4 protein-coding genes are annotated in these 13,074 nt (G+C 44.7%); 1 reads left to right on the top strand and 3 read right to left on the bottom strand.

All coding sequences use genetic code 11. The features are described from left to right. Positions 1 to 220 precede the first annotated feature (220 nt). Positions 221 to 637 carry a hypothetical protein gene (locus CCVT_RS01730; RefSeq protein ID WP_018137032.1) on the bottom strand — a complete coding sequence of 139 codons (417 nt, stop codon included), beginning with the start codon at positions 635 to 637 and terminating at the stop codon, positions 221 to 223. Next, the gene (locus tag CCVT_RS01725; protein WP_018137033.1) at positions 634 to 1,008 is read right to left on the bottom strand and encodes a hypothetical protein; all 375 of its coding nucleotides are present in this window, start codon (positions 1,006 to 1,008) and stop codon (positions 634 to 636) included. The genes CCVT_RS01730 and CCVT_RS01725 overlap by 4 nt, the downstream gene beginning before the upstream one ends. Positions 1,009 to 1,091: 83 nt before the next feature. Here CCVT_RS01725 and CCVT_RS01720 point away from each other — a divergent pair, with 83 nt between their 5' ends. After that, positions 1,092 to 1,613 (top strand): hypothetical protein, encoded by a 522-nt coding sequence (locus tag CCVT_RS01720; RefSeq protein ID WP_018137034.1) that lies wholly within the window; start codon positions 1,092 to 1,094, stop codon positions 1,611 to 1,613. A gap of 66 nt (positions 1,614 to 1,679) precedes the next feature. Here the strand turns inward: CCVT_RS01720 and CCVT_RS01715 are convergent, their stop codons facing one another. Next, positions 1,680 to 13,052 carry an Ig-like domain-containing protein gene (locus tag CCVT_RS01715; protein WP_176308862.1) on the bottom strand — a complete coding sequence of 3,791 codons (11,373 nt, stop codon included), beginning with the start codon at positions 13,050 to 13,052 and terminating at the stop codon, positions 1,680 to 1,682. Between the last annotated feature and the right edge of the window lie 22 nt (positions 13,053 to 13,074).

The raw sequence follows: 13,074 nt of genomic DNA, 5'->3' as shown, positions 1-13,074 counted from the left end.
CACCCCCTCGTAAAATAAATCTAAATTCTTAAATTTTAGCGCACAGGCATGACTTTAAATTTTTAGGCCCTGTTTTTATGTGTTAAAAAGTGCTTCGTAAATTTTACTTGCTCTAGAAGTGGCTTGAGCATGAAAATGTGAAATATAAAAGATCATCGGGTCATTTCGTTTTACTTCGCCTTAGCGCACCCAAACAAGCCCGGTTAAAACAAATCTAAAATCACCTCGTCCAGACTATTTTCTTGCCAAAGCCAAGCGTATTGCTCGTAAATTTTATCCAGCTAAGCTCGAGTATCCAAATTTCAGGCTTCATCGCAAGCGCATAAAAAAATCGCTTGAAATACAAATCCCGCTCGCGATCATTTGCTGCGCTCATCTTCGCCCGAAACTGCACGCCCTCTATCTTGCCGACTATTTTGGTATCAAGCGCGATAGTGCCGGCTACATCGCAGCAGCGATCTAGCGCGCGGATATGCGACGTATCACTACTACCGGCCACAATGAGGGCTAAATCTCGCTCGTCAAAGGCATAAAAACAGCTCGCAGGATAAGGCAGCCCATCCTCACCGATGACGGACAGAGAGAGCAGATGCATCTTTTTTATAAATTTCACTATGCGTAAATCAAGCTCGTTCATATCAAGATCTCCCTAAATTTCATGCTTATCATGTCAAAATTTAGTAGGACCGTCGCTACTAGAAATAGCCAAAACAAAAATATGCAAAGCTCTACGGCGTTAAATTTATCCCATCCAAGACGCCTAAAAAAGAGCATCGACAAAAATGCACCCAAGACCCCGCCGATCAGTGAAAAATAATGCACCGCACCGGGTTTTACGAAGCTTGGCAAGAGTCCGCTAAAAAATAGTCCAAACATGACAAACGCAAGTAAATTTGCAAGCGCTAGATAATACCCGATCACTGGAAAAACGGGGTAAAATCTATGCAAGATAAAGCTCAAAGCCGTGATAAACATCAGCAAAAACACGCGCACGCCAAAGCAGCACATCATCGTCCTTTTTGCTTGATTTTACAAAAATTTCGCTTTATAAAATCAAATTTTTGCCGATTTAGTTCGCAAAGGAGTGCAAAATGCAAACAAATTTTTATTCGCAAGGAAGCTACAACAACATGAGCTTTTCTATGAAGACAAGCTCGGGAGATGAGATAAATTTCTCGATGTACGACAACAAAAGCCTTGAGTATTCAAGCGCCAAGTCGCCAAACGCAAGCGCGCAAAGCCTGACATTGAGGCACGAATACGGCTACAACTTCTCCTACAAAGGCAACGGGCTGGATGAAAAAGATATGGCTGAGCTGGACGAAGCGCTAAAGCAGATACGCCCGCAAATAGATGAGTTTATGAAAAATGTGAAAAACGGCGACAAGATAGCAGGCACGAACGAGAGCATAACAAACCTCGCAAATTCTATCCGTTCGCAGCTGCCGCAGCCAAATGACATAGATCACAAAAATTTCATAAATGACAATATGCTTAAGCTATTTGACGAGCTCCTCGCTCAAAACGAAGCAAATAAAAATCTACTCATAGCGACTAAAAAGCTATTTGACACTATCCTGGACGATACGAATAAAATCTCTTACTATGCTTAAATTTAGGAAGGCACTGATCCTCTCTAAATCAGCTCTATCATCAAAGGAGGCCAAGCCTCCTTTAAATCATTGAAAATCTACCGTAACCTCATGCTTGATATCGATATAGGTAGTATTGCCGTGAGCATCGACTCCTTGATATCTGTCGTATCCGTCATGGCTTGAGATGATATTGTTCTTAAACCCTTTGAGGCTTAAATGATCCGAACTGTCGCCCTCTATTTTTAAGATCGTATTTTTATTATCGGTGATATTTAGAACGTCTTTGATGTCTAAATTTAGGTTCACGCTTTCGTTGTTTTCTCCAAGTTTTAGCTTCTCGAAGTTAGTTATCTTGCCTATCTTAGAGAAGTCGATGTTCTCGCTTACTTGGATAGTATCATTGCCCGACCCACCATCAAGTGTAGTACTCCTAAGATCGACTCCCTTACCTATCTTGACAGTATCGTTGCCATCTTCGCCGCTTATGGTAACATTTTGAAGTTTCGCTCCGCTTTCCACTACTATTGTATCATTGCCCGCATCGTTGCTTCCGCCAAAAATTTGAGTATTTTTTAGGCTTGCACCTTTTTGTATTTTGATGAGATCATCGCCACCGTCACCGCCGATAGTTACATTTTCAAGAGTAGCTTTACCGATGATTATCGTGTCACTCGCTCTGTCGCTGCTTCCGCCCCAAATTTCAGAATTGGTTAGCTTCGCACCGCCGTCTATCGTGATAGTGTCCTTACCGCCGTCGCCGCCTATTATGGTATGATCGAGCACGGCACCTTTACCGATAGTTATCGTATCATCACCGTCATCAGCCCAAATGCCGGAGCCACTTACCTTAGAATTCGTAACGCTTATAGTATCGTTTCCAGCGCCTGCTTTTATTAGCGAGTTAGTCATAACAGTGCCACCATCAAGCGTGATAGTATCGTTGCCTGCGCCTGCGTTTATACCGCCGTTACTGCCGTCTTTGGCGTCAGTGATAGTAGAGCCTGATATATTAATGATATCGTTGCCTGCGCCTGCTTGTATGAAAGAGCCGCTTCCCTCTAGCGTAGCGTTTCTTAAATTTATGATGTCATCGCCTGCGCCTGCATAAATTTTGACATTACGCAAAGTGGCGTTTTCTACCGTCATCTTATCGTCGCCGCCTTCCATATCTATCCTATTGACATTCTCGATGAGAGTACCGCTCCTATCAGCTTTGTCACCTTTTATGTTGACGACGTCATCGCCCAGTCCGGTGTAGATCAAGTGTGCGTCTTTGATGGTAGAATTTATGATGTTTAAAGTATCGTTACCGGTATCGGTAAAATTATTATAACTATCCGTCTCTATCCTAGTCTTTCCTGTTAGAGTAGAATTTATGATATTTACCGTATCATTTCCACCTTCGGCTCTTATCGCAGAGAATGTTTGATTATAAGTAGTCGTTTTCATTGTGGTATCTTTTATGGTAATAGTATCGTTATCGTTACCAGTCCAGAATTTCGTATCCGTCAAGTCGGAATTCTCCACATCGACCTTAGTTTTACCGTCTGCAACATTATCAGTATCCATTCCAACGTTTTTAAGCGTCGCGTTTTTGATATTTACGGTCTCTCCACCAGTGCCTAGTTCGACATTGACATTTTCGACTTTAGTTTTGCTCTTATCGTTGCTATCGCCTATGATGTTTAGTGTATCATTGCCTGCACCGGTGTAAATTTCAGTATTACGAACAGTGGAATTTTCGATCGTCATCTTATCGTCACCGCCGCCTAAGTCTATCTTTTTCTCATTATCGTTGATATTTTCGATCACACTTCCCTTTATATTTACAGTATCATTGCCTAGACCAGTATAGATGCGTTTTATGCCATTAATAGTAGAATTTGTGATATTTAGCTCGTCATTACCCTGTCTACCGACTTCGCCGTCATAATCAGTGTCTATGATAACTTTATTCCCCTTTATAGTAGATCCTTCGATATTTATCCTATCATCTCCACCTTCACCTCTAATAGTACTACCGAATTCAGCATTCGTATCGTCAATTATCGTAGTATTTTTGATGTTGATAACATCATTATCATCGCCCGCATAAATTTTAGTTTGATCCAGACTGGAATTATCTATGTTAACTACAGTCTTGCCATCTACAGAATCATCATTTGTGTCTATCGCAACGTTTTTAAGTGTTGCATTTTTGACATTCACGGTATCCGTACCTGTTTCAAGATTGACATTGACGTTTTCTAGTTTAGTTTTGCTTATATCGTTACTATCCCCGATGACATTTACATTATCGTCGCCCGTACCGGTCACTATATTGACAAAGTTTAAATTTGCACCAGTTTTGATATTAACGGTATCATTGCCTTCACCGGTGTATATACCAACTTGTTCGAAGCGGCTCTTGTTTCCTATAAGCTCACCATCGATATTTACGGTATCGTTACCTAAGCCGGTAGCTATTTGAGTTTGCTTAGCGTCGACGATCACTTTACCGCTCATATTGACAGTGTCATTACCTGCACCCGTATCAACCATCAAATCCTTTGAGACAGAGCCTGCATTTAAATTTATCTCATCATCGCCAAGTGCCTGAGTGCCTTTTATATTCGTGTTCGTAAGCGTGCTGCCGGAATTTACATTTACGACATCTCTTTGATCGGCTGTGTTGTTACCAAGGTTTATCTCGCTATTTGTTATGGTAGCGCCGTTTATGTTGGTAACATCCGAGCCAACGGATGTGTTGATAGTAGAATTTTCGACTTTAACGCCTGCGTTTATGTCTATCTGATCGTCGCCTTCAGCCGCCTCGATATTGGTTTGCTTGATGGTTGTCCCGCTTGCCCCGTTATTGATGATTATCTTATCATCGCCAGAGCCTGCGTCTATAGTAGAATTTTGAGCACCCTTATTTATTGTTATAGTGTCCTCTCCGTCTTTAGTATTGATATGTTTACCATCAAGGAACGCATTTGCCGTAAGTATATCGTCGTTATCTATGATACGTCCGGTAGCTTCACTGCTTTTACCGTTTTTAGACGATACTTTAAGGGTTATGTTCTCTTTGTAAATTCCATAATCCGGCGAGCCAAATTCCGCACCGATGTTGCCGGTCTTGGTGCCTTCGTTTTGATTGCCCGGGATGCGTCCGTCGTCATCTACGACCTCTACCCTCACTTTTATGTTCTTGATCGGCGTAGCTAGGCCGTTAGCTTCGATCTTGCCATTGACCGCATCCTTCCAAGTGCGCCCTCCGTCCAACGAATACTGAGGCACTCTATTATAGTCGCTTCCCGGAGTGCCACCCGTTACGCCTACATCCAAGCCAAATGTGCTTTTAGCACTATCAAGCTCGACATTATAGACTAGGTATTTATTGTTTGCATCCCCTTCCATGGCCTCCGCGACCTCGGTCGTTACTACAGGAGCTGTGGTATCGGTGTAGGTAGTATCTGGAACCACTCCTTGACCATGGCCTTCGTTACCTGCTTTATCGGTAGCTTTAATCGTTACGGTGTCATCCTTGCTTAATGGGGTAGTAAAGGTAGCTGTATAATCTCCATTAGCATCAGGTCCAGTGACTGTGGCTGTCTCGCCATGTGGGCCAGTGACAGTTACAGTAGCTGTAGGATCGTCTACTTTAAATTTAACCTTGGTCTCATCAGGTGTGCCATCAGCTGGGGTATTAGTATCAGTGTTAGTTACTACTACATTGCTTACTACAGGAGCTGTGGTATCGGTGTAGGTAGTATCTGGAACCACTCCTTGACCATGGCCTTCGTTACCTGCTTTATCGGTAGCTTTAATCGTTACGGTGTCATCCTTGCTTAATGGGGTAGTAAAGGTAGCTGTATAATCTCCATTAGCATCAGGTCCAGTGACTGTGGCTGTCTCGCCATGTGGGCCAGTGACAGTTACAGTAGCTGTAGGATCGTCTACTTTAAATTTAACCTTGGTCTCATCAGGTGTGCCATCAGCTGGGGTATTAGTATCAGTGTTAGTTACTACTACATTGCTTACTACAGGAGCTGTGGTATCGGTGTAGGTAGTATCTGGAACCACTCCTTGACCATGGCCTTCGTTACCTGCTTTATCGGTAGCTTTAATCGTTACGGTGTCATCCTTGCTTAATGGGGTAGTAAAGGTAGCTGTATAATCTCCATTAGCATCAGGTCCAGTGACTGTGGCTGTCTCGCCATGTGGGCCAGTGACAGTTACAGTAGCTGTAGGATCGTCTACTTTAAATTTAACCTTGGTCTCATCAGGTGTGCCATCAGCTGGGGTATTAGTATCAGTGTTAGTTACTACTACATTGCTTACTACAGGAGCTGTGGTATCGGTGTAGGTAGTATCTGGAACCACTCCTTGACCATGGCCTTCGTTACCTGCTTTATCGGTAGCTTTAATCGTTACGGTGTCATCCTTGCTTAATGGGGTAGTAAAGGTAGCTGTATAATCTCCATTAGCATCAGGTCCAGTGACTGTGGCTGTCTCGCCATGTGGGCCAGTGACAGTTACAGTAGCTGTAGGATCGTCTACTTTAAATTTAACCTTGGTCTCATCAGGTGTGCCATCAGCTGGGGTATTAGTATCAGTGTTAGTTACTACTACATTGCTTACTACAGGAGCTGTGGTATCGGTGTAGGTAGTATCTGGAACCACTCCTTGACCATGGCCTTCGTTACCTGCTTTATCGGTAGCTTTAATCGTTACGGTGTCATCCTTGCTTAATGGGGTAGTAAAGGTAGCTGTATAATCTCCATTAGCATCAGGTCCAGTGACTGTGGCTGTCTCGCCATGTGGGCCAGTGACAGTTACAGTAGCTGTAGGATCGTCTACTTTAAATTTAACCTTGGTCTCATCAGGTGTGCCATCAGCTGGGGTATTAGTATCAGTGTTAGTTACTACTACATTGCTTACTACAGGAGCTGTGGTATCGGTGTAGGTAGTATCTGGAACCACTCCTTGACCATGGCCTTCGTTACCTGCTTTATCGGTAGCTTTAATCGTTACGGTGTCATCCTTGCTTAATGGGGTAGTAAAGGTAGCTGTATAATCTCCATTAGCATCAGGTCCAGTGACTGTGGCTGTCTCGCCATGTGGGCCAGTGACAGTTACAGTAGCTGTAGGATCGTCTACTTTAAATTTAACCTTGGTCTCATCAGGTGTGCCATCAGCTGGGGTATTAGTATCAGTGTTAGTTACTACTACATTGCTTACTACAGGAGCTGTGGTATCGGTGTAGGTAGTATCTGGAACCACTCCTTGACCATGGCCTTCGTTACCTGCTTTATCGGTAGCTTTAATCGTTACGGTGTCATCCTTGCTTAATGGGGTAGTAAAGGTAGCTGTATAATCTCCATTAGCATCAGGTCCAGTGACTGTGGCTGTCTCGCCATGTGGGCCAGTGACAGTTACAGTAGCTGTAGGATCGTCTACTTTAAATTTAACCTTGGTCTCATCAGGTGTGCCATCAGCTGGGGTATTAGTATCAGTGTTAGTTACTACTACATTGCTTACTACAGGAGCTGTGGTATCGGTGTAGGTAGTATCTGGAACCACTCCTTGACCATGGCCTTCGTTACCTGCTTTATCGGTAGCTTTAATCGTTACGGTGTCATCCTTGCTTAATGGGGTAGTAAAGGTAGCTGTATAATCTCCATTAGCATCAGGTCCAGTGACTGTGGCTGTCTCGCCATGTGGGCCAGTGACAGTTACAGTAGCTGTAGGATCGTCTACTTTAAATTTAACCTTGGTCTCATCAGGTGTGCCATCAGCTGGGGTATTAGTATCAGTGTTAGTTACTACTACATTGCTTACTACAGGAGCTGTGGTATCGGTGTAGGTAGTATCTGGAACCACTCCTTGACCATGGCCTTCGTTACCTGCTTTATCGGTAGCTTTAATCGTTACGGTGTCATCCTTGCTTAATGGGGTAGTAAAGGTAGCTGTATAATCTCCATTAGCATCAGGTCCAGTGACTGTGGCTGTCTCGCCATGTGGGCCAGTGACAGTTACAGTAGCTGTAGGATCGTCTACTTTAAATTTAACCTTGGTCTCATCAGGTGTGCCATCAGCTGGGGTATTAGTATCAGTGTTAGTTACTACTACATTGCTTACTACAGGAGCTGTGGTATCGGTGTAGGTAGTATCTGGAACCACTCCTTGACCATGGCCTTCGTTACCTGCTTTATCGGTAGCTTTAATCGTTACGGTGTCATCCTTGCTTAATGGGGTAGTAAAGGTAGCTGTATAATCTCCATTAGCATCAGGTCCAGTGACTGTGGCTGTCTCGCCATGTGGGCCAGTGACAGTTACAGTAGCTGTAGGATCGTCTACTTTAAATTTAACCTTGGTCTCATCAGGTGTGCCATCAGCTGGGGTATTAGTATCAGTGTTAGTTACTACTACATTGCTTACTACAGGAGCTGTGGTATCGGTGTAGGTAGTATCTGGAACCACTCCTTGACCATGGCCTTCGTTACCTGCTTTATCGGTAGCTTTAATCGTTACGGTGTCATCCTTGCTTAATGGGGTAGTAAAGGTAGCTGTATAATCTCCATTAGCATCAGGTCCAGTGACTGTGGCTGTCTCGCCATGTGGGCCAGTGACAGTTACAGTAGCTGTAGGATCGTCTACTTTAAATTTAACCTTGGTCTCATCAGGTGTGCCATCAGCTGGGGTATTAGTATCAGTGTTAGTTACTACTACATTGCTTACTACAGGAGCTGTGGTATCGGTGTAGGTAGTATCTGGAACCACTCCTTGACCATGGCCTTCGTTACCTGCTTTATCGGTAGCTTTAATCGTTACGGTGTCATCCTTGCTTAATGGGGTAGTAAAGGTAGCTGTATAATCTCCATTAGCATCAGGTCCAGTGACTGTGGCTGTCTCGCCATGTGGGCCAGTGACAGTTACAGTAGCTGTAGGATCGTCTACTTTAAATTTAACCTTGGTCTCATCAGGTGTGCCATCAGCTGGGGTATTAGTATCAGTGTTAGTTACTACTACATTGCTTACTACAGGAGCTGTGGTATCGGTGTAGGTAGTATCTGGAACCACTCCTTGACCATGGCCTTCGTTACCTGCTTTATCGGTAGCTTTAATCGTTACGGTGTCATCCTTGCTTAATGGGGTAGTAAAGGTAGCTGTATAATCTCCATTAGCATCAGGTCCAGTGACTGTGGCTGTCTCGCCATGTGGGCCAGTGACAGTTACAGTAGCTGTAGGATCGTCTACTTTAAATTTAACCTTGGTCTCATCAGGTGTGCCATCAGCTGGGGTATTAGTATCAGTGTTAGTTACTACTACATTGCTTACTACAGGAGCTGTGGTATCGGTGTAGGTAGTATCTGGAACCACTCCTTGACCATGGCCTTCGTTACCTGCTTTATCGGTAGCTTTAATCGTTACGGTGTCATCCTTGCTTAATGGGGTAGTAAAGGTAGCTGTATAATCTCCATTAGCATCAGGTCCAGTGACTGTGGCTGTCTCGCCATGTGGGCCAGTGACAGTTACAGTAGCTGTAGGATCGTCTACTTTAAATTTAACCTTGGTCTCATCAGGTGTGCCATCAGCTGGGGTATTAGTATCAGTGTTAGTTACTACTACATTGCTTACTACAGGAGCTGTGGTATCGGTGTAGGTAGTATCTGGAACCACTCCTTGACCATGGCCTTCGTTACCTGCTTTATCGGTAGCTTTAATCGTTACGGTGTCATCCTTGCTTAATGGGGTAGTAAAGGTAGCTGTATAATCTCCATTAGCATCAGGTCCAGTGACTGTGGCTGTCTCGCCATGTGGGCCAGTGACAGTTACAGTAGCTGTAGGATCGTCTACTTTAAATTTAACCTTGGTCTCATCAGGTGTGCCATCAGCTGGGGTATTAGTATCAGTGTTAGTTACTACTACATTGCTTACTACAGGAGCTGTGGTATCGGTGTAGGTAGTATCTGGAACCACTCCTTGACCATGGCCTTCGTTACCTGCTTTATCGGTAGCTTTAATCGTTACGGTGTCATCCTTGCTTAATGGGGTAGTAAAGGTAGCTGTATAATCTCCATTAGCATCAGGTCCAGTGACTGTGGCTGTCTCGCCATGTGGGCCAGTGACAGTTACAGTAGCTGTAGGATCGTCTACTTTAAATTTAACCTTGGTCTCATCAGGTGTGCCATCAGCTGGGGTATTAGTATCAGTGTTAGTTACTACTACATTGCTTACTACAGGAGCTGTGGTATCGGTGTAGGTAGTATCTGGAACCACTCCTTGACCATGGCCTTCGTTACCTGCTTTATCGGTAGCTTTAATCGTTACGGTGTCATCCTTGCTTAATGGGGTAGTAAAGGTAGCTGTATAATCTCCATTAGCATCAGGTCCAGTGACTGTGGCTGTCTCGCCATGTGGGCCAGTGACAGTTACAGTAGCTGTAGGATCGTCTACTTTAAATTTAACCTTGGTCTCATCAGGTGTGCCATCAGCTGGGGTATTAGTATCAGTGTTAGTTACTACTACATTGCTTACTACAGGAGCTGTGGTATCGGTGTAGGTAGTATCTGGAACCACTCCTTGACCATGGCCTTCGTTACCTGCTTTATCGGTAGCTTTAATCGTTACGGTGTCATCCTTGCTTAATGGGGTAGTAAAGGTAGCTGTATAATCTCCATTAGCATCAGGTCCAGTGACTGTGGCTGTCTCGCCATGTGGGCCAGTGACAGTTACAGTAGCTGTAGGATCGTCTACTTTAAATTTAACCTTGGTCTCATCAGGTGTGCCATCAGCTGGGGTATTAGTATCAGTGTTAGTTACTACTACATTGCTTACTACAGGAGCTGTGGTATCGGTGTAGGTAGTATCTGGAACCACTCCTTGACCATGGCCTTCGTTACCTGCTTTATCGGTAGCTTTAATCGTTACGGTGTCATCCTTGCTTAATGGGGTAGTAAAGGTAGCTGTATAATCTCCATTAGCATCAGGTCCAGTGACTGTGGCTGTCTCGCCATGTGGGCCAGTGACAGTTACAGTAGCTGTAGGATCGTCTACTTTAAATTTAACCTTGGTCTCATCAGGTGTGCCATCAGCTGGGGTATTAGTATCAGTGTTAGTTACTACTACATTGCTTACTACAGGAGCTGTGGTATCGGTGTAGGTAGTATCTGGAACCACTCCTTGACCATGGCCTTCGTTACCTGCTTTATCGGTAGCTTTAATCGTTACGGTGTCATCCTTGCTTAATGGGGTAGTAAAGGTAGCTGTATAATCTCCATTAGCATCAGGTCCAGTGACTGTGGCTGTCTCGCCATGTGGGCCAGTGACAGTTACAGTAGCTGTAGGATCGTCTACTTTAAATTTAACCTTGGTCTCATCAGGTGTGCCATCAGCTGGGGTATTAGTATCAGTGTTAGTTACTACTACATTGCTTACTACAGGAGCTGTGGTATCGGTGTAGGTAGTATCTGGAACCACTCCTTGACCATGGCCTTCGTTACCTGCTTTATCGGTAGCTTTAATCGTTACGGTGTCATCCTTGCTTAATGGGGTAGTAAAGGTAGCTGTATAATCTCCATTAGCATCAGGTCCAGTGACTGTGGCTGTCTCGCCATGTGGGCCAGTGACAGTTACAGTAGCTGTAGGATCGTCTACTTTAAATTTAACCTTGGTCTCATCAGGTGTGCCATCAGCTGGGGTATTAGTATCAGTGTTAGTTACTACTACATTGCTTACTACAGGAGCTGTGGTATCGGTGTAGGTAGTATCTGGAACCACTCCTTGACCATGGCCTTCGTTACCTGCTTTATCGGTAGCTTTAATCGTTACGGTGTCATCCTTGCTTAATGGGGTAGTAAAGGTAGCTGTATAATCTCCATTAGCATCAGGTCCAGTGACTGTGGCTGTCTCGCCATGTGGGCCAGTGACAGTTACAGTAGCTGTAGGATCGTCTACTTTAAATTTAACCTTGGTCTCATCAGGTGTGCCATCAGCTGGGGTATTAGTATCAGTGTTAGTTACTACTACATTGCTTACTACAGGAGCTGTGGTATCGGTGTAGGTAGTATCTGGAACCACTCCTTGACCATGGCCTTCGTTACCTGCTTTATCGGTAGCTTTAATCGTTACGGTGTCATCCTTGCTTAATGGGGTAGTAAAGGTAGCTGTATAATCTCCATTAGCATCAGGTCCAGTGACTGTGGCTGTCTCGCCATGTGGGCCAGTGACAGTTACAGTAGCTGTAGGATCGTCTACTTTAAATTTAACCTTGGTCTCATCAGGTGTGCCATCAGCTGGGGTATTAGTATCAGTGTTAGTTACTACTACATTGCTTACTACAGGAGCTGTGGTATCGGTGTAGGTAGTATCTGGAACCACTCCTTGACCATGGCCTTCGTTACCTGCTTTATCGGTAGCTTTAATCGTTACGGTGTCATCCTTGCTTAATGGGGTAGTAAAGGTAGCTGTATAATCTCCATTAGCATCAGGTCCAGTGACTGTGGCTGTCTCGCCATGTGGGCCAGTGACAGTTACAGTAGCTGTAGGATCGTCTACTTTAAATTTAACCTTGGTCTCATCAGGTGTGCCATCAGCTGGGGTATTAGTATCAGTGTTAGTTACTACTACATTGCTTACTACAGGAGCTGTGGTATCTACACTGAATCCATCGCTCACAGGTACAGAGCTGTTGCCTGCAGCATCCGTAGCTACTATGGTAGCCGTGTAATCTCCATCGGTGGCCAAAGGATGAGACGGAGTCACCGAATATGTGCCGTTTGCCGTTTGAGCCGGAGTCAAATTTATGGTATCTACTACCGCTCCGTTAGCGTCTTTTATCTGAATGACCGCGCTTGCATTAGGCTCGATCGCTCCAGTGATAGTAGGAGTAGCGCTGTTGCCGTCTTTTACGTTTATAGTGACGAAAGGAGGCGTAGTGTCAGGCGCTTGAGCGCTGGCCGGGTTTCTATTTGTGCCGCCTATACCGCCACCAACGCCAGCATCGTTGTAAATTCCACCGTTTCCTTGAGACGACCCGCTTAAATTTTCAAAATTCGCAGAGATATTGCTCTCGTGACCGCCTGTCTCAAACACTCCGGCAGCCAAAGACACTCCGCCGCCTGTCGATCCACCGCCACCGCCTGCGCCACCTGCTGCAGTCTCTTCTAGCTTACTTAGATCATCACCTGCCAAGATAGCCTGCTGAAGCGCACTAGCATCGGCAAACGCCTCCGCTCCAAAGCTCTCTACTTGAGCCACGCTTTGATCGATCTTTATCGTATCGTCACCAAGCAGCGTAAATTCCTTGCCATTGTTCATGCTGACTACTACGCTTGAGTCGCTACCCTGCGTATGCACGACCTCGCCCAGCATTATCTCGTCGCCGACTCTTAGCGCCCTTTGGTTGCCCTGTATGTCTATCGCGACGACTGTGCCGCTTACTTGTTTTACGATACCTACTGCATTTGCCATGATTATCCTTTTTGAAATTTTC

This window comes from Campylobacter curvus (assembly GCF_013372125.1).
GTDB classification, from domain to species: Bacteria; Campylobacterota; Campylobacteria; order Campylobacterales; family Campylobacteraceae; genus Campylobacter_A; species Campylobacter_A curvus.
The sequence above is the reverse complement of the archived record's forward strand: the minus strand, read 5'-3'. Positions and strand labels throughout refer to the sequence as shown.